Consider the following 25765-nt stretch of genomic DNA (forward strand, 5'->3'; position numbering starts at 1 on the left):
AGTTCCCTCCCTTATATGACGAATAGGTCCATAAATGCTGGTACGGTTGTTGTTTTTAATTGATTTGGGTTTTGACAGAGTGACACAATTTGATCCACTTGTTTTTGTGGAAATCTTGTCTTCAAATGATAAAGCCATTTCTTTTCAAGCAGAGGAATGCCTTCCTGCCTTCTTCTGCGATGACCAAGTGGATATTCAATTTCAATTCGGTCTGTCATCGTCCCGTCTTTAAAGAAGATCTGCACACTGTTTGCAATAGATCTCTTTTTCGGATCTAAATAATCCGCTGTATATTGTTTATCTTCTTTGACAACCATTTGATCCCGGAGACGATCAATGGCCGGATTTTGCGCCGTTTCTTCTTCATAATGGTCAGCAGTAAGCTCACCATAGATCAATCCAACCGCAGTAATATATTGCAAGCAATGATCTCGGTCTGCTGGGTTATACAGCGGTCCCTTCTTATCGATAATCCGAATCGCTGATTCATGTGTTGTAATCTCTACTCGGTCAATTTCATCTAATCGACCTTTTACAGCGTCATGCAGGATCATAGCGGCCTCTGCAGCCGTCTGGGCATGAAACTCAGCAGGATAAGCAATTTTGAAAAGCACATTTTCGATGACGTATGATCCTAGCGGCTGAGCAAGTGTGAGAGATTTCCCTTTCATCAGAACATCTTCAAAGCCCCACTTCTCTGCACTAAGCGGCGTTTGATAGCCCATTTCCCCTTTTAGCGTCATCATTGCCAGTCTCACCCCGCGGCTTGTTGCATCACCCGCTGCCCACGATTTCCTAGATCCTGTGTTTGGGGCGTGGCGATACGTCCTAAGCGGTGAATTATCAACAAACGCTTGTGATAAAACATGCTGGACTTCTTCCTTTGTTCCGCCAAGCAATGCACACACAACAGCGCTAGTTGCTACTTTGACAAATAGCACATGATCCAAGCCATTGCGGTTCAGACAATTTTCTAAAGCCAGCACGCCTTGAATTTCATGTGCTTTGACGATCGCATGCAATACGTCATTCATCGAAAGCGGCTCTTCTCCGTTTGCAAGACGTGTTCTGCTGATGTAATCACTCACAGCTAATATTCCGCCTAAGTTATCTGACGGATGCCCCCACTCCTCTGCAAGCCATGTGTCATTATAATCTAACCAGCGAATCATACAGCCTATATCAAAAGCTGCTTGAACAGGATCTAGCACAAAGGAAGTGCCTGGAACTCTTGCTCCGTTAGGTACAACGGTTCCAGGTACGATCGGTCCAAGATGTTTCGTACATTCAGGAAAATTGAGCGCCAGCATTCCGCAGCCAAGTGTATCTATGAGCACATATCGTGCCGTTTCAATGGCTTCTTTACTCGTAATTTCCCCATCTACTGCATAGGCTGCGATTTCTTCTAATAGCTGATCTGTTTGATTGGCGACTGCTGTTTTATTCATGATCATTCCCCCGTTTTTCTATCATCATCTGAAACTTTTAATCCTCTTGGCCCTAAATACCGGACTCTCGGTCTGAAAATGCGATTATGCAAATGCTGTTCAATGACATGAGTAGCTAATCCACTTGCCCTTGCAGCAAAGAAAATCGGTGTATAAAGTGAAATTGGAATCCCGAGCACGTAATAAATAGGTGCGGCGTAATAATCAAGGTTCGGATAGAGGTTTTTCTTCTCTTTCATGTATGCCTCTCCTGCTACACACATGTCATAAAGCGTTGTATCTCCCTTTGATTCCGTAAGCGTTTTCAATGATCGTTTTAAAAGAGCAGCTCTTGGGTCCATTTTTCTCATGTATACCCTATGGCCAAAGCCCATCATTTTTTCCTTTGCGGCTAATTTTCGCTCAATCAGCGCAAGGAAGCCTTCCGTTGTTTTTCCTTCGAGAAGCATATGCATGACAGCTTCATTCGCTCCCCCGTGCAAGTCACCTTTTAATGAAGAAATTGCTCCAGTAAAAGCACCATACATGTCAGAATGTGTGGATGCGATGACTCTAGCGGCAAACGTTGAATTAGGAAGCTCATGTTCACTATATAATGTGAGTGTTTGGTCAAAAGCAGTGATTTCGTCTTGGGTTGGCGTGCGTCCGGTTAGCATGGTTAAAAAGGTTTCAGTGTAGGATTTGGTCTGATCTGGAGAAATAGCGGCGTCTTTTGTGAGAATATGATAGCTTCCAGCGACAATCGCCGGCAGCTGGCCGAGTAATCGAATAGCACGCTTTTGCTGGCACGCTTCTGATCGATCTTGTAATGCATCATCGTACCCACTAAGAGCAGATATGCACGTTCTCATGGCGTCCATCGGATGAGTGGTTTTTGGCAGTTTTGTTAAAATGGATTGAATGGTTGGATGTAAGTTGGTTTGTGAGGAAATGTCTTGCTGAAATTGGTGATATTCCATGGCATCTGGTAATCTTCCATAAATAAGCAGATAGGCTGTTTCTAAATAGGTCTTTTTTTGTGCCAACTCGATGAGGTCATACCCGCGAATTACAATCTCTTCTTGCTGCACATCTAAGTATGAGATAGACGTTTCGCTTGCCACAATGTCTTCAAGCCCCGGTTTATACTGCATTTGTTCAGTCATCATATAACCCCCGTTTCGTTCAATTGTTGTTCTCCAAACGAGCAAACGGCCAGAAATGATGTGAGTCTATAGATGGGAAGATACCGTGCAAGTCGGATACCCAATTCCCATTTTATCCAAAGCACTGCATCTTGTAAATAAAAGAACGTATGTCCAGTTGGACATACGTTAGCTGTAGTATGGAGAAATCATCATATACACAATGACGCCAGTGAGACTGACATAAAGCCATAGCGGCATTGTCCAGCGAGCAATTTTACGGTGGCGCTCAACTTGCATCTGTGCGCCTCTAAACAGCGTAATCAGGGCAAGCGGTACAATGACTGCTGATAAGACGATATGTGTGATTAAAATAAAGAAGTAAATCGGGCGGATGATCCCTTCTCCTCCGAAATGAGTATCTGCTGCCATTGAATGATAGGTGACATACGAAATTAAAAAGACAAGTGTCGTTGAAAATGCAGCAAAGATAAATCGTCTATGCGCTTTAATGTTCTTTTGTTTAATCATGATAAGTGCTGAAAGTAAAAAGATAAACGTAAAGCTGTTCATCACGGCATTCAGTAACGGCAAAAATGTAATATCCAGATGACTAAATTTATCTGATTTTGGCATTAAAAATAATAAAGCGATTAATCCGTTTATGGCAATTGTTAAAATGATCACAATACCAGTGAAATTTTTCGGTTTTTGATTCTGTTCTTTCATGTTTGAAAACCTCTCTTTATTAGTTCCGACTAAGAGTATGTTATTTAAATTTCTCGATAAAGTCAATGAATTCGCTGTCTTCGTCGAATTTTAGACAAACTTGCAGGTTACAGGTGTTTTAACGGCTTGAAAGATCCATCCACTTCCTTTAAAATTGGAATTTATGTGATTTTTATCATTTCTGATAGGAAAGGAGTAATGGACTTGTCAATCTTACAAGAAACAGCCAAAGATGTGAAGACATTAGAGCAAGAATTACAGCAATTGCAGTTCCAAATGTATCGAATGCAAGAAAAAATGAAAGATATTTCGAAAAAAGCAAAAATCATTGGCATCGATCAAGCGAAAGAAGATGAGTGGCTGATCGTCTCTGCCATTGAAAATGCAGATACATGTAAAATAATGCTCAGCGATTGTGAAAAAGCTTTTCGCGGACAATCTGATTTTTCCTTAATTGCGGAATATCCTGAAGAAGGAAAGATTCATATTGCCGATATTAAAGGCCCGCCAGATAATGGGTACGGCTCTATCTGCATGAAGCATTTAAAAGAAATTGCAAGAGAGCAGAACATCCCAGTGATTACTGGCGACCTCGTCAAAAGAGACTGGGATCACGTGGACCGCTTAATTCATTTTTATGAAAAGCATCAATTTGATGTCCAGATCAATTGGAAAGAACAAAGCGGAGAAATTTATTGGGTTGACAGCTAACGACACAAAAACCAGCGTTGTATGGGCTTATACGCTGGTTTTTGTCGAAAATGCGAATTTTTCAGAAAAATATGTGTATTTCTGACCAAAAAAAGGTATAATAAAAGCATCAGGCCGCCACCTGATGCTTTCTTCCAAAAAACAATAGACTACTAGTTAAGTACTTTTACTTTGACTGATTTTACGCCCCAATTTTTCGCTTGGGATTTGCTTGGTACATGTACATCAATTTTATTACCTTTAATTGCGCCGCCAGTATCTGCTGCGATGGCTTCACCGTAGCCTTCAACATAAACCTTACTTCCTAATGGAATGACGTTAGGATCTACTGCAATGACTTTTGCATTTGGGTTTTTGTTTAAGTTTACCCCTGTTGCAGTGATACCTGAGATGCCACCATCATTTGCTGTATAGGCCGTAGCCGTTACAGTCATTTCTTTTTGTACACTTTGACTAGCAGAAGATGATTCTGCTTTAGCTGTTTCCTTTTTAGGAGCAGCTTTTTTCGTTGTTTGCTCTTTTTGGACAGGTGCCTGTTTTTGAACAGGTTCTGAGCTTACCGGAGCTGAGCTTTGACCAGCAACACTTAATGTTGAACCAATCATAATTATATCTGAGTTTAAGTTATTCCAAGACTTAATATCGCTAATTGACACATTGAATTTTTGAGCGATTTTCCAGAGGCTGTCCCCCTTCTGGACTTTGTACTGCTCCTGAGTTTTCTCTTTTGAAGAGATTGTCAATTTATCTCCTACATAGATCATGTCTGTAGATAAATTGTTCCAACCCTTTAGGTCCTTTAGAGACACATCATTTTTTTGAGAGATTCCCCAAAGTGTATCACCTTTCTGTACAGTGATTTCCTTTGCAGAAGCTTGCTGTGCTCCTAATGCTGTTGTTGAGATTGCTGCAACAGCAACCAAGGACATAATAGTCTTCTTCATAAAGTAAATCCTCCCTTGTTAGCTTTTTATGGCGGCTAACGAGTGCTATCGTAACATATGTAAATGTCATTTCAATAACAAAACGATATGTTTTAGATTACAGTTCCTTTACATGAAACATCTCTCTCCATTGGTAAATCAGACCACAAAACGGCTTGATTCCCCGCCATATCAAGGTTTTAAAAGGATCAAAAACAGCTTGATGAAAACGTGTCCAAGTGCAGCGAAAAAAATTTATTTTTCTTCTTCAAACCTTTTATTTTTTCTCTTTTTCTATAAATAAACGAATTTCTTCTAAAAAAACATCTCCGTATTTCTCTCTTTTTTGAGCGCCAATCCCCTTAATTTGGAGTAATTCTTCATCTGTTTGAGGCTCTACCGCTGACATTTCCTTCAATGTTTGATCAGAAAAAACAACAAACGGCGGGACACCTTGCTCTCTAGCTAGCTTCATTCTCAGTGCTCTCAATTGCTCAAATAATGCATCATTTTCTTGAATGGCTTCTGCTTTGATCTCCTGCTTTTTATACACTGCCTCTTGTCCAACTAGCACTTTCTTCCCTTTATGGGTCACCTTGAGTGTTGGATAAGCACCTTCAGACATGTGCAAATACTCTTCTGTAATTAAAAATTCAATGAAGTCACTGATTTGCTGAGTCGAATGTTGTTTCATTAAAGCATATGTAGGGAGACGGTCAAAACCTAGCTCTAGCACTTTTTTGTTTTTAGAGCCTGCCAGTACTTGGGCGATCATCATTTTACCGAATCGCTCATTCATTCTCACTGTACAAGATAACACCATCTGTGCTTCTCTTGTGACCTCTTCACGCTCTCTTTCATCAAGGCAGTTGCTGCATTTACCGCAAGGCGAACTAGCTGTTTGATCAAAATAGTCCATCACAAATTGCTGCAAACATTGCTCAGTATGACAGTAATCCACCATTTGCCTTAGTTTAAACAGCTCATGCTGGTAGCGCGTCTCATCTTCTATTGACTGCTCAATGAGAAAGCGCTGCACTCTTACACCTTGAGGTGAAAACAGTAAGATGCATTCACTTTCAAGCCCATCTCTGCCGGCACGGCCAGCTTCTTGATAGTAGCTTTCAATATCCCTTGGAATTTGATGATGAATCACAAAACGCACATTCGACTTATTGATTCCCATGCCAAATGCTGATGTTGCGACCATCACCTGGATGTCATCATTTAAAAAGAGGTTTTGCTGCTCTTCTCTCGTATGATCATCCAATCCCCCATGATAAACGCCAACTTTGATCTTTTGTTTTTTTAGACGATGATAAATATTATCCGCTTCTTTACGAGTGGCGGTATAAATAATGCCAGACTCAAGACTGTTTTTCTTCATATATTGTGTGATAAAACGTTCACTGTTTTCTCCTTTGATCACTTGAAAGGACAAATTTTCTCTAGCAAACCCAGTAAAGATGGTTTCTTCTCCGTTTATACCAAGCTGTTCACATATATCTTGATGGACCTTTTTCGTCGCTGTAGCTGTTAATGCGACAATCACCGGTCTTTTTGACAGCTTGTTCAAGCATTCTTGAATGAAGCGATAACTTGGCCTAAAATCATGTCCCCACTCAGATATACAGTGCGCTTCATCAATCGCAATTAAAGGAATCGTTAACCGATCTAGCAGCTGAAAAAAACGTTCATTTTGTAAGCGTTCAGGTGTGATATAAAGCAGTTCATATTCCCCATTTTCGCATTTTTTCAGCCTTTCATTCATTTCAGCTGCGGACAGGGTGCTGTTTAAAAAGGAAGAACGTATGCCCATCTCATTTAACGCATCAACCTGATCCTTCATTAATGAAATAAGCGGAGATACGACGATCGTTGTACCTTCCATCATTAGTGCAGGAATCTGATAGCAAACTGACTTCCCTCCGCCTGTCGGCATAATGCAGACAGTATCCTTTTGTTTATTTACAATTGCTTCAATGGCTTGTTTCTGTCCTTTTCTAAAGGCATCAAAGCCATAATATTGTTTCAGGAGTGCTTCTGCTTGTTCTAACATCCAATTCCCTCTCCGTCATTTGTTTTGTCCATTTTAACACAGATTCTTGCCTCTACAGGCGATCAGTCTAATTTCGTCTTTTCACAAAATAAAAAGCCATTTTCCGAAATGGAAAATGGCTTGAATCATCCTAGGAAAAGCTGCGGATGCCGTAATCTAAGTAAGAAAGTTTTAAACCACCACTCCTCAAAGTGGGTGTTTGCAGAAACGTTCCTGTCTTCCTCTCTAAGGAGGCATGACATTCCGGCTTCAATATAAAACTCCCTATTACAGCTTAAAGGTTAAAACTTAATTAACATTACGCGCATCGCAGCCTTTAAACTATATTACACGAAAGTTTATTAAATTTCAAGAGATCTTTTTTCTATGAAAGACTCGTGTATACAAGAGATTTGTCCTTGTACATATAAGAAAAAATTATTCTGAAAAAATGTAAAGTTCACTAATTATCCTATTTTTCTTCGTCTATGTCAACATCCTGCTCTTCCTCTAATCGTTCATACGTATCTGAATGCATCTGATCCATTGTTTGTCTATTTGTTAAATCACGCATTTGATCAGAGAAATTACGATCAAACTCGTTTGGATCTTGAGTGGTTTCTTCGTTTTTCTTCGCATCGATTGAATAACGTGTATAGGGAACTGCTTTTAAACGTTCATATGGAATGTCTTTCCCTGTTTTCTCACAAATCCCATATGTTCCGTCTTCCATTCGTTTCAGTGCTGCATCAATTTCAGCTTCAAGCTGGCCATCAACTTGGTCCAGCGTTTGTTCGGTCATGCGGTCTAAATAGATGCTCCCATGATCAGCGATATGGTTCCCAACACCATTTGAAATCTCGCTCGATTCACTTAGCATAGATTCTTCTTTCTTTTTTGACCCTTTTACATCTTCCTTTAATTGATTCAATCTTTCGTATAAATCAGCTTTTTGTTCTTTCGTTAAGCCCACGGTCAATCACTCCTTTCTTATTACCTTCCCGATGCTAACGAAATGAAAACATCAAAAAAGCCGCTGCCTGATTGGCAGCAGCCTTTCTTCTCTTACAGGATGCGAAGTGCTTCTTCTACTGGCTTATCCCCTTTAATTAAGTCAAAGGATTTATTTTTCACATTGGATTCTGTTAAGCTTTCCACAAGTACAGCGGCTACGTCCTCTCTTGAAATCTCAATGTTTTGATCATCTGGAATATGCTCTGCAGCTTCGATCTTTCCTGTCTTTTCCTCATGCAGCAAGGCACCTGGACGGACAATGGTATAGGAAAGCCCAGACTGTTTTAGGTGTTCATCTGCTTTTCTTTTTGCCTCATAATAAATTTCCATACTTCCTTGCCCTTTTCCCTGGTTTGGATCATCGGCATTATAGGAACTCAGCATCACAAAATGCTGAATATTTTCTTTTTTCGCTGTGTCAACAAGACGTTTTGCTCCTTCTTGATCCACTGCAATCGTCTTATCTGCACCTGTTTTTGAGCCTGAACCAGCTGCAAAAATGACAGCATCTGCTTGTTTCACAGCATCTGTCACATCCTGTTCAAGATCACCGATGACAGGCGCTGCACCAAGTTCTTTTAGCGCATCCGCTTGTTTTTCATCTCGAATAAGAGCAAGCGGCTCATGTCCTTTTTCTTTTAAATAACGAATAACGAGTCTACCTGTATGTCCATTTGCTCCTGCAACTAATACTTTCATTGTTCATTCTCCTTTCTGTATCTGTTTCATCTTTATCCTTTTTTGCTATCATTCAAACACCTAAACAAAAAAGCCCTTCCCAGAAAATATGGGGAAGGGTTCAGGAAATGTGCGATCTATGAAAATAAATACGAAGAATGAGAAAAGTGCATGTGATCTATGTAATCGCAAGGTTGATCAGCAAAGATGTTTTGTCAAAATGGCTTGCACATCACTCAAATCCGTCTCTTTCGAAAAATCGAGTTCAAATACTTTTGAGCTTGTGACAAGCAGCATACCTGTGTCCTGATCAAACACGCCAGCTTCTTGAATGGCAAAACTTTCAATTGATCGATACGGCAAGGAGACCCTGACTTTCTTCTTAGAAAATACGCGGTTATCGCCAAAGATCAGTCGTTTATTGGTGAAACAAATTTGGTCGTGACGCAGTCTGTAAACAGCTTCAATTCTCTCCCCTTCAATTAGTAAGGATTCGAATTTCTTATCATTTTGTTTACTGACAGAAAAAATACCCACGTAAACCCCCTCTTCCTCCATCAAATTCCTTTATGAAAAAACGGCCACACGCTCTGTGGATACGTTTTGTTCTCACTTATAGAATACGCTATAAATGGTCGTTATTCCATTACGAATAGATTAAATTTCATTTAACTTTTTCTTTTTGATTCGATGCTCTTTCCTCTACTTATTTAGACAGTTAAAGCAGGAAAAAAGTTTCAGTTCTTTTTGAGAAAAATGGTTGAATTGTGACCAATAAAAAAACAGTGATTTTTTCAAATCACTGTTTAAAATGACTATTCGTCTTTTGGTGTTTCAATGGTTCCCTCGGCATATACATCGGAAATCTGCTCAAGCGTAATTGCCATATCAGCATCTTCGTTATCATGCCAAGCATTTTGTTGATTCTGCTCATCTGTTTGCTTCTTTTTCATCATCATCACCCTTTACTGTTTTTCTTAGTATGAGTGATGATCACCAAAATCATTCAGCAGAAATGGCTTCGAAATACTCTTTATAATACCCGCCTACTTTACCTGTATTATCAACGACAAACAGGAATTCTTCTGTTTCATTTTTCACTTCATATGTGCTTCCAGCCGTTAGTGCACGGTCGACCATATATTTTTTCGCATTCGTATGTATACATTTTACTTGTTTTAACGTTTGAGCTGTTTGCCAGTTTTGATGGATCATGATTTAAAAACTCCTTTTTTCATCTATACATTTATTGTAGCCAATTTTTCATGAAATGCAATGAGTGTTATGGATTGCTTTCAAACATGTGGTGTAATATGATGAATGTATACGTTTACATCCATGTGCGTATACTAGATCATTTACTCAAATCCGCTTTTTCACCTAGAACTCGCAGAACAACCCATATCTTTAAGGAGGTTTGTTTATTTATGAGCTCTACAACACTTCAAATTAGTTCAAAACTCGAATCTTTTCTCCAAGGGACGAAAAAACTCTACATTAATGGTCAGTTTGTCACAAGTCACGATAACAAAACCTTTTCAACTCCTAACCCAGCCACAGGTGAAACCCTTATTGATGTATATGAAGCAGGTGCAAAAGACATTGATGAGGCAGTAAAAGCAGCCAAAAAAGCCTTTCATGGTCCTTGGCGCTCCATGTCTGCCGCAGAACGTGCCCGCCTCATGTTTAAGCTTGCCGATTTAATGGAAGAAAACCAAGAAGAGCTCGCTCAGCTCGAAACTTTAGATAACGGAAAGCCAATTAATGAAACAACCAATGCAGACATCCCTCTCGCAATCGAGCATATGCGCTATTATGCGGGCTGGACAACCAAAATAAGCGGACAAACCATTCCTGTCAGCCAAGGATATTTTAATTATACCCGTCATGAGCCTGTTGGCGTTGTAGGACAAATCATTCCTTGGAACTTCCCGCTGCTTATGGCCATGTGGAAAATGGGTGCTGCACTTGCGACTGGCTGCACCATCGTGTTAAAACCAGCAGAACAAACACCCCTCTCTGCGCTTTATTTAGCTGAATTAGTAGATAAAGCCGGCTTCCCAGAAGGTGTGATTAACATCGTTCCTGGATTCGGTGAAACAGCTGGGAACGCCTTAACCGATCACCCTGATGTAAATAAACTTGCCTTCACGGGGTCAACAAGTGTTGGGAAACTCATCATGGAGAAAGCAGCCAAATCCATTAAGAGGGTCACATTAGAACTTGGCGGAAAATCACCAAACATTATTTTGCCAGATGCCGATTTAAAGAAAGCTATTCCAGGTGCTTTAAATGGGGTCATGTTTAACCAAGGTCAGGTATGCTGTGCAGGTTCTAGGGTTTTTGTTCACCGGAGCCAATATGATGAGGTTGTCGATCAAATGGCTGAATATGCGACATCCCTCAAACAAGGAGCTGGTCTTCATCAAGATACGCAAATCGGACCTCTTGTCAGTAAAGAACAGCATGAGCGCGTGTTAGGCTATATTGAAAAAGGTAAATCAGAAGGTGCAACAGCCGTTGTCGGTGGCGATTGCCCTTATGAGGCTGGTTATTTTGTCTCCCCTACTGTTTTTAAAGATGTAGAAGATGACATGACCATCGCAAAAGAAGAAATCTTTGGACCTGTCCTATCTGCAATTCCTTACGATTCCATTGAAGAAGTGGTCGAAAGAGCCAACCAGTCTGACTATGGATTAGCAGCAGGACTTTGGACAGAAAACTTAAAACATGCCCATGATATTGCTGCACGTCTTGAAGCAGGCACGATTTGGGTCAACTGCTATAACGTTTTTGATGCTGCCTCCCCGTTTGGAGGATACAAGCAATCAGGTCTTGGCAGAGAAATGGGATCATACGCCCTTAACAACTATACAGAGGTCAAAAGTGTGTGGATTAATCTCCAAGACTAATGACGCCTTTAAAGCCGGTGACCATGTCATCGGCTTTTTTGTGATTGCATGTGACAGGCAGGCTCCTGAATATAGTAATAAAGGAAAGGAGCATGGCCGAATATGCAAGATTTCAAAATGAAAGTAAACGAATATATTGATGAATTGCACATGCAACTACAGCACAGACAACGAGAAGATGGCGCTTTTGTCTTCTGCTTTGAAGGGCCAATGATGACAAATGCTTTTTTGATTATGCTCTTAAAGGCTGTCGGCGATTCGGATCAGGCTTTGGTTCATCAATTAGCAGAAGCAATTCACGAAAAGCAAAATGAGGATGGTTCTTTTTCTTTGTATCATGATCAGGCGGGACATGTAACCGCGACTGTGCAAGGCTACTGCGGGATGCTTGTGTCAGGCAGGTATCAACAAGATGAGCCGCATATGGAAAAAGCAGCACATTTTATTCGATCAAATGGCGGTCTGAAGGACGTTCATTTTATGACAAAGTGGATGCTTGCCGTCAATGGCATGCACCCTTGGCCATACTTCTATGCACCACTTTCATTTTTACTCATCCCTACATACTTCCCGCTTCACTTCTATCATCTTAGTGCATATGCAAGAATTCATTTTGTCCCAATGATGATTGCACTCAACAAACGATATACCTCACATGAACAGTTTCCAAGCCTAGCACATCTTGATGCAAACATGTCTAAAAATCCTTTTGACTGGTTTATGGCAAGAGAAGAACGTTCCACCCACCAATTTCTAGCATACATGCGGTCGTATACAGCACTCGACAGACGGTTCGACTTTTTCGGGTATGAGGCAGCGAAGAAGTATATGTTTGACCGCCTTGAAAAAGATGGAACGCTGTACAGCTATTTAAGTGCCAGTATTTTTATGGTCTATGCACTCATGAGTCTTGGATACTCTCCTGGACATCATCTCATTTTAAAAGCAGTCAAAGGGATGAAACAGCTAGTCACTGACTGCGGGGGCATGAAATATGCTGAGAATTCTACATCCACTGTTTGGGATACAGCCCTTGTCAGTTATGCTTCTCAGCGGGCAGGCAGAGCACAAGTTGATCCAGTGATCAAAAAGTCTTTTACGTACTTACTGAACAGGCAGCAAATGAAGAAAGCAGATTGGGCGGTCCATAACCGGCATGCGGCTCCGGGAGGCTTTGGTTTTTCAGATTTGAATACAAATAACCCAGATTGTGATGATACGCAGATTGTGTTAAAAGCCATTCCTCAAACTTACGCTCCCGTTCAGTGGAAACGAGGATTTGATTGGCTTCTTTCCATGCAAAACCGGGATGGCGGCTTCTCAGCTTTTGAAAAAAATCAAGATCACTTCTTGCTTCGTCATCTCCCGCTCGAATCTGCTGAGGACGCGGCCATTGACCCTTCTACTCCTGATATTACAGGTCGTGTGCTTCATCTTATCGCTCTTGAAGATAGCAGCAAGTCACCACTCATGCAAAGGCAAAAAGATCATTGTGTGAAATGGCTGCTTGATCATCAAGAGAAAAACGGATCATGGTTCGGCAGATGGGGCGTTTGCTATATTTATGGTACTTGGGCTGCGTTAACAGGTCTAAAGGCTGCTGGCATCCCCTCATCGCATCCTGCTGTTCAAAAAGCATGTCGATTTTTAAAAACAAGTCAATTAGAAGATGGCAGCTTCGGAGAATCGTGTAAAAGTGCAGAGGTTAAAAGATACGTCCCGCTTCCATTTGGAACAGTGGTTCAAACAGCTTGGGCCGCTGAGGCACTTTTACAATACGAGCAGCCAGATGACAAAGCAATTTTAAAAGCCATCTCATTTTTGATTCAACATCAGCACTCGAGTGAAGCCTTACACTATCCAGTAGGCATTGGTCTTCCAAAGCAATTTTACATCACCTATCATAGCTATCCATATGTCTTTCCAATGATGGCTTGTTCCACATTTTTAGAAGAAATGAGGCGTAAAAATGAATAAGGAAGAATATCGCATGCAGCTTAAAGATTGGCTTAGCTCCATTCAAGATGCAATTCAAGATGACAACCTCCGTCAGAAAGCAGAACATTTGTCGTTCATCATGAATGATGAACATTCCAGTGAAAAGGAGTGGTATGAATTAGCTGAGAGTATTGCAGAAGATATAATTCCACAAGATGCTACTCGGGATGTGGCAACTGGCGGCCACAAATTACCCCCTCTCCCTTACCGCTATGATGCACTAGAACCGTTTATTTCAAAAGAGATTATGTATTTGCATCACCAGAAGCATCATCAATCATATGTTGATGGTCTGAACCAAGCTGAGCTTGCCTTAAAAAGAGCGAGAAGAACCAATGATTTTAAAATGATCAAGCATTGGGAACGGGAGCTTGCCTTCAATGGTGCGGGACACTATTTACATTGCATTTTTTGGTTTTCTATGAGCCCTTCAGGCAAACGAAAGCCCACTGGGCAAATGCTTCGTCTTATTGAACAATCATTTGAAAGCTATGATGCATTCAAATCCCAATTTTCTGCTGCAGCCAAACAAGTAGAAGGTGTTGGCTGGGCGATTCTTGTTTGGGCGCCCAGATCTCAGCGATTAGAGATTTTACAAGCAGAACGCCACCAATTTTTATCACAATGGGATGTGATCCCTCTTCTAGCTCTTGACGTATGGGAGCACGCCTACTATCTGCAATATCTGAATGAAAAAGCGACATATGTAGATCGCTGGTGGAATGTCGTTGACTGGCGTGAGCCAGAAGCACGACTTAAGCAAGCTCAGCAAGTGAAATGGACCCCATTTTAAAACGCTACTCCATGTAGGCATATGCTTATATGGAGTATTTATAGTTTACATAATATTATTATCAGAACTAAAAGAATGGGGTTGTTTTTTCAGAAAATTCATTTAAAATAGAAAAGATATGTAAAGAAAGAGAGTTGAAGCAATATATGAAGATTCTTTTAACTATTAGTCACTTTGCAGGTAGGACCTTTGCGATTTGGGTTCTTGTCTTTGCGTTTCTTGGATTTGCCTTTCCTGCGGAATTTTCAAAAATCGGACCTTATATTCCTTTTTTACTCGGTATCATTATGTTTGGGATGGGGCTGACATTATCCGCTGAAGACTTCAAAGAACTGTTTCGAAAACCTCTTTATGTTCTGATCGGGGTACTGACGCAGTACACACTCATGCCGCTTCTCGCCTTTTTGTTAGCGTACGGACTAAGGCTCCCGTCCGAAATTGCAGTAGGAGTTGTTCTCGTAGGCTGTTGCCCAGGCGGTACAGCATCGAACGTTATGACCTTTTTGGCGAAAGGAAATACGGCATTATCTGTAGCCGTCACCACCATATCGACCCTTCTTGCTCCCTTTTTAACACCTGTCTTTATTTTACTCTTTGCAAGATCATGGCTACCTGTATCGCCGGAAGCACTATTTTTGTCAATTGTACAAGTTGTGTTGATCCCTATTATCTTAGGCGTCATCGTTAAATTATTTTTCAAAAAACAAGTAACCTATGCGGTACAAGCATTACCGCTTGTGTCTGTCGCCGGAATCGTAGTGATCATTGCAGCGGTTGTCAGTGCAAATAAAGAACAGATTCTTCAATCTGGGCTGCTAATATTGGCCGTTGTGATCTTACATAATGGACTTGGTCTTTTATTTGGTTACCTTATTGCAAAGTGGTGCAAAATGGATATCCCTTCTCGAAGAGCCATCTCGATTGAAGTAGGCATGCAAAACTCTGGACTTGGTGCAGCTTTAGCAACAGCACACTTCTCTCCACTTGCAGCCGTACCAAGTGCCATTTTTAGTGTGTGGCATAATTTATCCGGTTCCTGGCTTGCGACATATTGGTCAAAAAGAGGAAATGCTGAAAATGAAAAGAAAAAAAGCTAGCACCCATTAAGGTGCTAGCTTTTCAAATGAAAGATTATCCTTCAAGCAATAGCTGCTCTGGATCTTCAAGTAAGTTTTTAATCGTGACAAGGAATCCAACTGCTTCTTTACCATCGACAATCCGGTGATCGTAAGAAAGAGCTAAATACATCATCGGGCGGTTCTCAAAACGTTCTTCATCAATTGCCACAGGTCGAAGCTGAATTTTGTGCATCCCTAAAATTCCAACTTGAGGACTGTTTAAAATTGGTGTTGAAAGCAGTGAACCGAATGTTCCGCCGTTTGTGATCGTGAATGATCCACCTTGTAGCTCATTTAGAGACAATTTGTTATCTCTAGCTTTTTTCGCAAGATGACCAATTTCCTTTTCAATCCCTGCAAACGACAATCTGTCTGCATCACGAACAACCGGTACGACAAGTCCTTCATTAGCAGCAACAGCGATGCCGATGTCATAGAATTTCTTCAAGACAAGCTCATCACCTTGAATTTCTGCGTTAAGCAGCGGATATTTCTTCAGCGCTGCTACAACGGCTTTTGTGAAGAAAGACATGAAGCCAAGTTTTACATCATTTTGTTCAAGGAAGGCATCTTTACGTCGTTTTCTTAAGTCCATCACAGCCGTCATATCTACTTCATTAAATGTCGTCAGCATTGCAGCCGTTTGCTGAACCTCAACTAAACGTTTAGCAATCGTTTGTCTGCGGCGCGACATTCTCTCACGTTCAACTGGCTTTCCTTGTTGTTCATTTTGCACCGCAGCATTTGCTTTTGGCGCGGCTTTTGGTGCACTTGCAGGTGCTTCATTCTTTTGATAGGAAGCGACATCCTGCTTTCGTACCCTGCCCAGCGGATCTACGGTTGGAATTTCAGATAAGTCTAGTCCCTTCTCTCTCGCTAGTTTTCTAGCTGCAGGAGAAGCGATGGTTCTGCCATTACCAGATTTCGGCTCTTCTTTCACTGCTTCTTCTTTTTGAGCAGCTGCCGGTTCATCTTTCGGAGCTGGTGCAGACTCTTGCTCAGGTGCTGGAGCTGCGGACTCGCTTCCGCCAGCTTCACCCGCTGCAATTGTTCCGATGACTTCTCCAACTTGTACAGTGTCACCAGAATCTTTCAGTACTTCTTTGAGTACACCAGATTCTTCGGCTGTCAGTTCGACATTGACTTTATCTGTTTCAAGTTCTAACAGGTATTCTCCCTGCTCCACATAATCGCCCGGCTGCTTGAGCCATTGAGCTATCGTTCCTTCCGAGATCGATTCCGCTAATTCAGGTACTTTAATTTCCGCCATTTTTCATTTCCCCCTTAGTTTTTGCGAGTCAAGCTATCAGATACAATTCGTTCTTGTTCTTTTTTATGCACAGTTGGATCACCCTCAGCCGTACTTGAACGTCTTCTTCGGCCGATGTAACGTACTTTTACTTTTTCAGGCGCAATTTCACGTAAATATGGCTCAATATATCCCCAAGCCCCCATATTTTGTGGCTCTTCTTGTGCCCATACGATTTCTTCTAAGTTTGTTAGTTTTGATAATATCGCTTTAATATCTTTGGCTGGGAATGGATATAGCTGTTCCACTCTCGCAATGTGAAGCCAATCTTTCGGCTCTTCCATTTGAGTAAAGCGATCACTAATATCGATTGATACCTTCCCGCTAGATAGCACGAGGCGCGATACTTTTTCGTGATCATGCACAAGGCCTGGTTGTTCAAGAACTGGTTGGAACTGTCCATCCGTTAATTCCTGGACTTCAGACAATGTGTTCGGGTTACGAAGCAGACTCTTCGGTGTCATGATGACAAGCGGACGAATCTCTTCACGAAGTAGCATTTTCGCCTGTCTTCTAAGAATGTGGAAGTATTGCGCTGCACTTGTGAGGTTCGCCACTGTCCAGTTATTCTCAGCAGCTGATTGCAGGAACCGCTCTGTTCTTCCACTTGAATGCTCAGGACCTTGTCCTTCATATCCATGAGGCAAGAGCATCACTAGACCTGATTTTTGTCCCCATTTTGCGCGTCCAGCTGAAATAAATTGATCGAAATACACTTGAGCCGCATTTGCGAAGTCTCCAAATTGAGCCTCCCAAATGACTAACGTTTCAGGAGAATAGACATTATAACCATATTCAAACCCGATGACTGAGCCCTCTGACAGTGGACTATTATGAACAGTAAATGATGCGTTTGCATCACTCAGCTCATGAAGAGCAATAAATTCATTTCCAGTTTGACTGTCGTGAAGAACAAGGTTTCTTTGAGCAAAAGTACCGCGCTCTGAATCCTGTCCGGTCATCCGAATTGGCGTACCGTCTTTTAATATAGATGCAAATGCAAGTGCTTCCCCAAGTGACCATTCTACTTTACGGTCATCTGTAAACACTTTTGCACGTTTTTCAAGGATCCGTTTAAGCTTACCAAATACTTGGAAATCGTCCGGCCAGCTGATCAATTCTTCATTCAGCTTTCGTAATACATCAAACTCTACGGATGTATCCACTGCTGGGAAGCCATTTGATACTGGTTCTGGCAGTTCAATTTCATGAATCGTATGCTCTTTCTTTGAAGGCACTTTTTGATAGGCTTCTTCTATTCTTGTCGCTACAGCCTGCTCGATTTCTTCACGCTGCTCCTTCGTTAGAAGACCTTCTGTGACAAGTTTATCTGCAAAGATATTCTTGACCGTTTTGTGCTTTCTGACGGCATCGTACAGCATCGGCTGAGTCGTAGAAGGCTCATCCATTTCGTTATGACCGTATCTGCGGTAACCAATCAAATCAATTAAGAAATCCTTCTTAAAGCGTTTGCGATATTCTACAGCTAATTGAACAGCCGCTAAACATGCTTCTGGATCATCTGCATTGACGTGAACAATTGGAATCTCAAACCCTTTTGCAAGGTCACTTGCATATTTCGTTGAGCGAGATTCATTACTTTCCGTCGTAAATCCGATCATATTGTTTGCAATGATATGGATTGTTCCGCCCACTTGATAGCCTACAAGTTGACTTAAATTTAATGTTTCTGCCACAATTCCTTCTCCAGGAAATGCCGCATCACCATGAATTAAGATGGCTAGAGCCTTTTCAACGTCTTGTACTGGATAGCCCTTTTGAGTACGTAATTCCTGAGCGGCACGTGTGCTTCCTTCAATGATTGGATCAATGAATTCCAGGTGACTTGGGTTATTAGCAAGCGTGACTCTCGCACTCTTTGTATCTTCGTCTTTAATTTGACGATCTGCTCCAAGATGGTACTTTACGTCACCTGTCCACCCGTAGCTGATGCCAATAGAGCCTTCTGATGGAACAAGCTCTTTATTTGGCGCATGCTGGAATTCCGAAAAAATAATCTCATATGGTTTTCCTAACACATGTGCTAATACATTTAAACGGCCTCTGTGTGCCATTCCAATGTTAATATTTGAAGTCCCTTGTGTAACAGACTCTGAAATAATTTCATCAAGTACTGGGACAAGTGCGTCTAATCCTTCTATAGAGAAGCGCTTTTGCCCAACAAATGTTTTATGAAGAAACTGTTCGAACTGCTCAACTTCTGTTAATCTCTTGAATACAGAAACTAGTTTATCGGCTGGTTTTTTCTTAAATAGTTCACCAGACTCGATTGATTTTGAGAGCCAGTTGCGTTCTTCGAAATCATGTACGTGATCAAACTCAAATGAAATGGTACGCTTATACGTATTTCTCAAATGGTTAATGGCTTCTATGCCGTTTGAAATGTGTTTTGGTGCGTCAGGACTAATAATAGATATTGGTATATTCTTGACGTCTTCTTCTGTTAAACCGTACTCCTTTAAAGGAAACAGCTCTTGTAATTCCTTTTCTTTGCGAAGAGGATTGACGGAAGCATTTAAATGGCCATACGTTCTGATGTCTTCTGCCAGTTTAACGACTGATGCTATCTTTTGGATTTGTTCAGAAGTAACTACGCTATTTTCTTTTTTCCCAATTTCCTCCTTCATTTCACTCGGTGGTGCACCAAGTTCATCAAATATGCCTCTTAGATCTTCATCAACACTAGTAGGATCCTGGACATACTGATCGTAGAGCTCGAGCACATAGCCGAGGTTCGGACCATGAAATTCTTCCCAACTCAACGGTTGTTTCACATCATTTTGAAACATTTTGAACACTACCCCCAACTTTGATCATCAAGTGATTGAACACTATCTCGATATAACTTCCAGAACACAATGACCAAATTTATGTAATAAAACGCTTCCAATAATATTCTACCACTGTTTCGGATTACTTTCTACATTCTTTGTTCAATTAAAGATAAAAAATTCACAGAAAAACAAAAAATTTAAATCATTCCGAAAAATATTTTGAAGAAAGGGGCAAAACCTTATGCCCCAATGCTTTTATGCAGTAATTTCTTCAGTAACGGATATAAAACATCTGGCAATGTATCGACATCTGGTACAAAAATGCTGAACTTGCCATACATATCTTGGATCGTTTTCATCTGTGCTTCTTCGATCGGTGAATTGGATAAAAACACATTGATTACCTCAATGCCTTTTTTCCTCGCCTCAAGAACTGCTTCATGTGTATCGACAATCCCATTTTGTTCGTAGCTGAATGCAGCTGGCTCTCCATCGGAAAAAACAATGAGAAACTTTTGCTCTTCTCTTCGTTTTAATATCATTTTTGTCATTTGGCGAATCGCATAGCCGTCCCGGTTATCCTCTTCTGGTTCAAGAGACATAATGGAAGGACCTGCATCAAATAAAGAATCTTTGAACGACACGACTGTGTTGAAATAGTTCGGCTGACTTGTTTCTGATGCATCGTTTGTATCTTCCCAAAAACCCACAATTTGATGTGGGACTTGAACTGACTTTAAGGCTTCATGGAATAGAACAATGCCTTTTTTCGTTTCATCCATCTTGTCAAACATGCTGGCAGAACAATCCACTAATAAAGTGAAAACAGCATCAATCTCCGAAGAAGGTGCCTGTTTTTTATAGAAAAGACGCGGATTTGACTCTGTAAAATAACGAATGAGCTTTTTACTCAGACGTCCAGCATGAAGGTCCGTTTTTGGCCATGTTTTTTTGTGTTCAAGTGTTTTTTGAATCATCTGTTTTAAGCGTTTCTGATAAGGCTCAATCTCCTTGGCGTGCTGCTTGTATACGTCGATTTGTTCTGGCGCGGGAGGATCTGGTGAAATCATGACTGGAAATGCATATTTGTTCTCTTTTCCATTCTCATGAGCATCCGCCCCGCTTTCTTCGCCTTCAGCCTCTTCCAGCGCTTCAAGCTTTGAATAATCTTTTCGGTGAGTCTGCTTGGCAGAGCCTTGGACAGTGCCAAGTGCTTGATCTCCGTCATCGCCTTCTCTTGCTGCATCCTTCCCGAGATCACTTTTCCCTCCGTGCTCTAAATCAAATTGAAGGAAGCTTTTTGACGGCGCTTCTGTTTCTCGATGCCACACTTCCATATACTCTTGATGGATGTCTTCATCGCCCTCTTTTTCCCTGTCTACTTTGATGTCTTCACTTAGTTTAGGTTTTCTTTTCAAGTCATGAAACAGCGGTTCTTTTGCCGCTTTTTCATAGTCCAATTCTGGGAAGAAAAAGTACGTATTCAGCATATCTTTATCAAGAAGCTCATCAAAGCCTTCCATTAATTCTTTGACGATGACTGCGATATCTCCGGTTGAACGCGCTTCATATACACGCTCAAGACTTGATTCAATAAACGGAATCATTGGGTTGATCCGCTCATGAAGCGGCGGAACTTCTTCCAGCGGCGAATCCGCTGTCAGCTTCACATACATTGCACAATAAAGTGCATCGGTTAAAATGCTCCGCTCTTGGTTAATCGTTAATTGCGTCTTAAAATGACGCCGGTAAAGTTCTCTTCTTCGTTTAAATACCTTTTTTGTTCCTGGGCGGTCACGTTTAATCCGCTCTTCAATCCGGATATCTTCAAAGAGCATGAACAGTTGTTTACATAGGTCAGGAATGGACAATGTATGAGCATAGCGAATGATTTCCTGAAAGACAGTCAGATCACTATAAACGGTTCCTACTGCACGGAGGAATACATCACTTTTCAGTCCGGCTGTCATGTCTTCTTGTTTGCGGTCATCCCAAAAATGACTGATGAAAATTTTCTTTTCAAAAGGATCATAGTAGGACTGCACACCGTATTCAAGCTCGACATCATCACTTTTTGCTAACGTTTTGGCTAAATCCGTTAATTCCATAAATAAAAATGAATCGATTCTGCTGTCATTAAATTTGATGAATTTCAAAACTCAGAACCTCACTCGAATAATGTTTGGGCAATATTTCTTACCGCTGCTTTTTCCCGGTCATCTTCTAGCTTTTCAACAATCCCTCGTTCAACTGCACGAAGCGGCGGGATGTATTGCGCAAGATCACATGTGTCTAGGAGTGCGCGAATGGATGCTGCTTCTTCACTTACCTGCCCGTTGTGCGCCTGTGTAATGAGGTCTGATGAAAGCTGCACGAATTGATCGATTAATCGTTCATCCTTTAATACAGATTGAGATTGCAGTACATCCTTTAAGATGCCGCCGCCGATATATGGAACGTCAATGACAACAAAACGGTTTTTTAACGCTTCATTTAGAGGCACTGTACCGACATAGCCTTCATTGATGGCCGCAATCACGCCAAAGCCTTCATCTGCTCGAACGACCTCGCCTGTAAATGGATTTGTCATCATTTTTCTGTAGTCGAGTACACCGTTTAAAATAGGCAGAGTTTCTGGCTTCGCCATGTTGATTTCATCAATATATAAAAGATGGCCTTTTTTCATTGCTTTCGTTACAGGTCCTTCAATAAATTCAATAGAAGCAACTTGACCATCATTGTGAATGGTTTTATAGCCAATCAAGCTTTCTGCATCAAGATCAACTGAGCAGTTCACACTATGCATCGGCTGCTGAAAGAAAGCAGATAAAGTTTCTGCTAGTTTTGTTTTACCTGAACCGGTCGGCCCTTTTAAAAGAACGTTTTTGCCGAGTGCTAGTGCAATCATCGCATCTTGTATGATAGACGTGTCCTGTGATTCATAGCCGCCTGTTCCAATAAGCGGACGGAATTCTTCTTCTAGTCCTTTTGCTTTTGCTTCAATCATTGCTTGAATTTCTTCTGGGAGTGATTGTTCGTTAAACATGTATGATTAATTCCTCTCTTCGATCATTTTCCTCACCAAGTATACTAAAAAAACCTTTATGCACTCAATACATAAAGGCTAGACATCTGTTATTTTACCATTTCTTTTGTGATTGCTCCGCAGGCGATGCGTTTCCCTGAGTTTCCAGAAGGGTTGCTTAAGTAATCATCTGCTTCTGCATGAATGATAAAGCTCCGCCCATTTTGATCAATTAATTGGGTTGGTCCTCCCTTTAACGTCACATCTGGTACATTTACGACAACATCAATCTGTCCATCTGCCCCAACTTCTAAATTAGGCATATCTCCAGCATGATGACCCTTTGGGTTGTCAAAGCCATGCTCCCGGTGTGTTGGATTAAAGTGAGCCCCTGCCGTTTCAAAATCTGGCGCTTCACATCTTCCAGTTTCGTGAATATGGAAGCCATGAGGACCTGGCGGCAGGTTTTTCGCTTTCACATGTAAATCCAGCCCGTTTTCTGAGGATTCTCTTACTTCGATGCTCCCTATTTTTTGCCCGTTTTCATTGATGAGTGACGTGGTAACTAGTGCTTGTTTAGGTGCTGCAACTTCAATGGTTTCTTCTGTCGTTTCTTTTTTCGGCGGTGCATGACAAGCTGTTGCAACAAAGACCAGACTCATCATGATCAACCACACTGACTTTTTCATATGATTGCCCCCTTTTGATATCAGTATGGACAACCTGATCAATAGGCAAACAAAAAAAGCCGAAAATCGGCTTTTTTAGAAGAAACGTTTTGCACCTAAATAGGCTTTTTTCCAATATGGGTTGCTCAAGTTCGAGATCCCCACACCGCTGTCACTTGCATGAAGGAAATCTCCTCCGCCAAGATATAGTCCCATATGAGATGGACCCGCTTTGTACGTTGTGAAATAAACAAAATCGCCAACTTGAGGTGTGCTCACTGGTGTCATCATACTCCAGTAGCCTGCTGTGCTTAATCTCGATACAGATGAAACCTTGTTAATGAGATAATAAACAAAGCCGCTGCAGTCAAATCCAGATGGTGTGTTGCCGCCCCATCTGTAAGGAATGCCTGTCAGTTTTTTGCCTTCTTGGATCATCGTCGTGATTTTTGCATTCATCGGCACATCGTTTTTGTTATTGTTCACTGGAGTTGTCGAGCCGTTGGACGTAGAACCATTCGATCCAGTTGAGCCTGAAGCTGCACCATTAATTTTGAGAACTTGTCCAATTCTAAGCACATCGCTTTTTAAGCTGTTAGCTGTACGGATGGATTGAACTTGCACTTTAAATTGATTCGCAATCTTCCATAAAGAATCTCCTGATTTTACGGTATAAGATGTCGCTTTCCCGCTTGAAGACTGGTTACTGTTAGAAGGCGGGTTGCTTGGTTTTGCAGGGGCTTGGGGCTGACTTGGTTTTGATGCAGCCGTCCCTTTTACTTTCAATACTTGATTCGGATAAATCGTATCAGATTTGAGCCCATTCAATGTTTTGATTTCACCAATCGTCATATTGAGCGAATTCGCAATTTTCCAGAGAGAATCCCCTAATTTGACCTTGTATGTACTTGATGAAGATGAACTATTTGAGTTCGTTGTCTTATTGTTCGAGCTGGAATTTGAAGAGGAGTTTGATGACTGGCTCCCGCTTGTCTTCGTGCTTCCAGATATCTTTAGCTTTTGTCCAGGACGAATCAAGTCACTGTTTAAGCTGTTTAGACTTTTTAAGCTTGCAACTGACATTTTATGATTGTTTGCAATGAGCCATAAAGAGTCTCCAAGCTTTACAGTGTAGCTTGATGTCGTTGAAGCATTTGATTTTGTTGCTTTTGAACCTGTTGAAGAACTGGATTTTGTGCTTTTTGCGGCAGGAATTTTCAAGCTTTGTCCTGCAAAAATCATCGTCGTTTTTAGTTGATTAAGAGATTGCAGCTCCGAAATACTTGTATTGTACTGTTCGGCAATCTTCCAAAGTGAGTCACCGCTTTTCACCTTGATCGTCTGTGCTTCTGCCGGTGCAGCAAACACAGCTGAGCCAGCGATCGCTGAAACTGTGAGGCCGGTTACTACTTTTTTCTTCATAGATAAATCTCCGCCTTTCATGATTTCATCCAATAAGACTTATGTACTAGTTTTAAGTTTCGCATTAAATGATTCTGCTTCTCTTGCACTATTTTATCTTTATTTCTATTATATTACTCGACATGTAGACGTTGGGCAATAACAAATAGGCTAAAGCAGTCAACTCAAAATGCTAAAACTAAGCCATATCGTTTGTATCGGCAGTTTACTGTATTTATAAACATTTTTTAAGGAATTTTTAAGTTGACGTTTAGAAATTTGTCAAAACAAGCACGCTGCTAGTTTCATAGTTCTATTCTACATGACAAATTTTTCTGTATCAAATGACTTTTTACTTAATTGCCTGTTTTTTCTCCTCGAATGAAAAAAGCATCCTTCCGAATGAAGAATGCAGCGATTGATTTTTTATTTTCTGATTTCAGGTTCTTTTACAGTGAGCGGATAAAGGACTCCTTCTTTCGCAAATGACATTTTCCCTGTTTCCTCTGAAACGACGAGAACAAGTGCATCGGTCATGCCAGAGAGTCCAATTGCAGCCCTGTGTCTTGTCCCGAGAGAAGGACTGACTTTTTTTGAAGTAAGCGGCAGCACATTTGCCGCAGATACGAGCGTATTTTCTTTGACTAAAAGCGCACCATCATGAAGTGGATTTCCTGGGTAGAAAATGCTTTCGATTAATGAAGCACTTATTTTCGCATGAAGATTTGTCCCTCTTTGAATAAAATCCTCAACCTCATCCCGCCTTTGAATCACAATCAGTGCCCCATGCTTTTGTTTTGATAAGTTCTCAATGGCTAAAGAAAATTGAGCAAATCCGGGTGTGTATTCTTCCATATACGATTGTAAATAAAACGAGGAAGCCTCTGCATGCATTGCATTAAACTCATCATGTAATGACTCGAGATCACAAAGTAGACATTGCTCAATCTCATCAAGGGAATCAATAATGTCACTTGCATCCTTCATAATTTTCATCAAGTGTGTTCTCATGCCCACTTTAAATTGCACTTCTTCATTCGTACGATTGATCATTTGACCTTTTCCCTCCTTTTTTTCGTTG

General features: G+C 41.1%; 22 protein-coding genes and 1 other RNA gene. 5 read left to right on the forward strand and 18 right to left on the reverse strand.

Annotation, left to right across the window (positions count from 1 at the left end; genetic code table 11):
• Positions 1-11: 11 nt before the first annotated feature.
• The 3 genes from MHI16_RS09655 to MHI16_RS09665 all read right to left on the reverse strand — a co-directional run bounded on the left by MHI16_RS09655 (position 12) and on the right by MHI16_RS09665 (position 3301).
• Positions 12-1448, reverse strand: a complete 1437-nt coding sequence (locus MHI16_RS09655) for a bifunctional 2-methylcitrate dehydratase/aconitate hydratase (protein ID WP_169057168.1) — start codon at positions 1446-1448, stop codon at positions 12-14.
• A 2-nt stretch (positions 1449-1450) separates the two neighbouring features.
• On the reverse strand, positions 1451-2593 hold the full coding sequence (mmgD, locus tag MHI16_RS09660) for a citrate synthase (RefSeq protein ID WP_342497940.1): 1143 nt from the start codon (positions 2591-2593) through the stop codon (positions 1451-1453).
• Positions 2594-2761: 168 nt separating this feature from the next.
• Positions 2762-3301 (reverse strand): DUF420 domain-containing protein, encoded by a 540-nt coding sequence (locus tag MHI16_RS09665; RefSeq protein WP_012010243.1) that lies wholly within the window; start codon positions 3299-3301, stop codon positions 2762-2764.
• Between the two features lie 198 nt (positions 3302-3499).
• Between MHI16_RS09665 and MHI16_RS09670 the strand changes: the two genes are divergently transcribed.
• On the forward strand, positions 3500-4012 hold the full coding sequence (locus MHI16_RS09670; RefSeq protein ID WP_058014969.1) for a hypothetical protein: 513 nt from the start codon (positions 3500-3502) through the stop codon (positions 4010-4012).
• A gap of 152 nt (positions 4013-4164) precedes the next feature.
• On the opposite strand, the gene MHI16_RS09675 is transcribed toward MHI16_RS09670, so the two are convergent.
• The 8 genes from MHI16_RS09675 to MHI16_RS09710 all read right to left on the reverse strand — a co-directional run bounded on the left by MHI16_RS09675 (position 4165) and on the right by MHI16_RS09710 (position 9880).
• The gene (locus MHI16_RS09675) at positions 4165-4956 is read right to left on the reverse strand and encodes a 3D domain-containing protein (RefSeq protein WP_007500712.1); all 792 of its coding nucleotides are present in this window, start codon (positions 4954-4956) and stop codon (positions 4165-4167) included.
• Positions 4957-5212: 256 nt separating this feature from the next.
• Positions 5213-6994 carry a DNA helicase RecQ gene (gene recQ, locus MHI16_RS09680; protein ID WP_061408207.1) on the reverse strand — a complete coding sequence of 594 codons (1782 nt, stop codon included), beginning with the start codon at positions 6992-6994 and terminating at the stop codon, positions 5213-5215.
• 133 nt (positions 6995-7127) lie between these two features.
• Positions 7128-7313, reverse strand: a non-coding RNA gene (gene ssrS, locus MHI16_RS09685) — 6S RNA.
• A gap of 132 nt (positions 7314-7445) precedes the next feature.
• Entirely contained in the window at positions 7446-7946 is a 501-nt protein-coding gene (locus tag MHI16_RS09690) for a TraR/DksA C4-type zinc finger protein (protein WP_058014908.1), read from the reverse strand.
• 92 nt (positions 7947-8038) lie between these two features.
• Positions 8039-8686: an SDR family oxidoreductase gene (locus MHI16_RS09695; protein WP_058014907.1), complete on the reverse strand. Its 648-nt coding sequence runs from the start codon at positions 8684-8686 to the stop codon at positions 8039-8041.
• Positions 8687-8863: 177 nt separating this feature from the next.
• Positions 8864-9202: a PH domain-containing protein gene (locus MHI16_RS09700; RefSeq protein ID WP_024422682.1), complete on the reverse strand. Its 339-nt coding sequence runs from the start codon at positions 9200-9202 to the stop codon at positions 8864-8866.
• Between the two features lie 278 nt (positions 9203-9480).
• Positions 9481-9618, reverse strand: a complete 138-nt coding sequence (locus MHI16_RS09705) for a DUF4025 domain-containing protein (RefSeq protein WP_223250615.1) — start codon at positions 9616-9618, stop codon at positions 9481-9483.
• A gap of 49 nt (positions 9619-9667) precedes the next feature.
• Complete coding sequence (locus MHI16_RS09710; RefSeq protein WP_058014906.1) at positions 9668-9880, reverse strand: DUF6501 family protein; 213 nt, start codon at positions 9878-9880, stop codon at positions 9668-9670.
• A gap of 212 nt (positions 9881-10092) precedes the next feature.
• Here MHI16_RS09710 and MHI16_RS09715 point away from each other — a divergent pair, with 212 nt between their 5' ends.
• From MHI16_RS09715 to MHI16_RS09730, 4 genes are all read left to right on the forward strand, one after another.
• Positions 10093-11577 (forward strand): aldehyde dehydrogenase family protein, encoded by a 1485-nt coding sequence (locus MHI16_RS09715; RefSeq protein WP_058014905.1) that lies wholly within the window; start codon positions 10093-10095, stop codon positions 11575-11577.
• Positions 11578-11679: 102 nt separating this feature from the next.
• The gene (locus MHI16_RS09720; RefSeq protein WP_061408210.1) at positions 11680-13554 is read left to right on the forward strand and encodes a prenyltransferase/squalene oxidase repeat-containing protein; all 1875 of its coding nucleotides are present in this window, start codon (positions 11680-11682) and stop codon (positions 13552-13554) included.
• Positions 13547-14368 (forward strand): superoxide dismutase, encoded by an 822-nt coding sequence (locus tag MHI16_RS09725; protein ID WP_061408213.1) that lies wholly within the window; start codon positions 13547-13549, stop codon positions 14366-14368. Before MHI16_RS09720 ends, MHI16_RS09725 begins: the two co-directional genes overlap by 8 nt.
• A 146-nt stretch (positions 14369-14514) precedes the next feature.
• Positions 14515-15465, forward strand: a complete 951-nt coding sequence (locus MHI16_RS09730; protein WP_061408216.1) for a bile acid:sodium symporter family protein — start codon at positions 14515-14517, stop codon at positions 15463-15465.
• Positions 15466-15499: 34 nt separating this feature from the next.
• Here MHI16_RS09730 and odhB read toward each other — a convergent pair whose 3' ends face one another.
• The 7 genes from odhB to cdaS all read right to left on the reverse strand — a co-directional run bounded on the left by odhB (position 15500) and on the right by cdaS (position 25737).
• Positions 15500-16756 carry a 2-oxoglutarate dehydrogenase complex dihydrolipoyllysine-residue succinyltransferase gene (odhB, locus tag MHI16_RS09735; protein WP_058014901.1) on the reverse strand — a complete coding sequence of 419 codons (1257 nt, stop codon included), beginning with the start codon at positions 16754-16756 and terminating at the stop codon, positions 15500-15502.
• 14 nt (positions 16757-16770) lie between these two features.
• Positions 16771-19605, reverse strand: coding sequence for a 2-oxoglutarate dehydrogenase E1 component (gene sucA, locus MHI16_RS09740; RefSeq protein ID WP_058014900.1), 2835 nt, complete (start codon positions 19603-19605; stop codon positions 16771-16773).
• Between the two features lie 224 nt (positions 19606-19829).
• Complete coding sequence (locus tag MHI16_RS09745; protein ID WP_061408219.1) at positions 19830-21746, reverse strand: VWA domain-containing protein; 1917 nt, start codon at positions 21744-21746, stop codon at positions 19830-19832.
• Between the two features lie 11 nt (positions 21747-21757).
• A complete protein-coding gene (locus MHI16_RS09750; RefSeq protein WP_003215912.1) occupies positions 21758-22636 on the reverse strand; it encodes a MoxR family ATPase in 879 nt (292 codons plus the stop codon).
• Positions 22637-22725: 89 nt separating this feature from the next.
• The gene (locus MHI16_RS09755) at positions 22726-23304 is read right to left on the reverse strand and encodes a superoxide dismutase family protein (protein ID WP_058014898.1); all 579 of its coding nucleotides are present in this window, start codon (positions 23302-23304) and stop codon (positions 22726-22728) included.
• A gap of 75 nt (positions 23305-23379) precedes the next feature.
• On the reverse strand, positions 23380-24705 hold the full coding sequence (locus tag MHI16_RS09760; protein WP_280150113.1) for a peptidoglycan endopeptidase: 1326 nt from the start codon (positions 24703-24705) through the stop codon (positions 23380-23382).
• A gap of 405 nt (positions 24706-25110) precedes the next feature.
• On the reverse strand, positions 25111-25737 hold the full coding sequence (cdaS, locus tag MHI16_RS09765; RefSeq protein WP_058014897.1) for a sporulation-specific diadenylate cyclase CdaS: 627 nt from the start codon (positions 25735-25737) through the stop codon (positions 25111-25113).
• Positions 25738-25765: the final 28 nt, after the last annotated feature.

Source organism: Bacillus sp. FSL K6-0923 (genome assembly GCF_038630825.1).
Classification (GTDB): Bacteria; Bacillota; Bacilli; order Bacillales; family Bacillaceae; genus Bacillus; species Bacillus pumilus.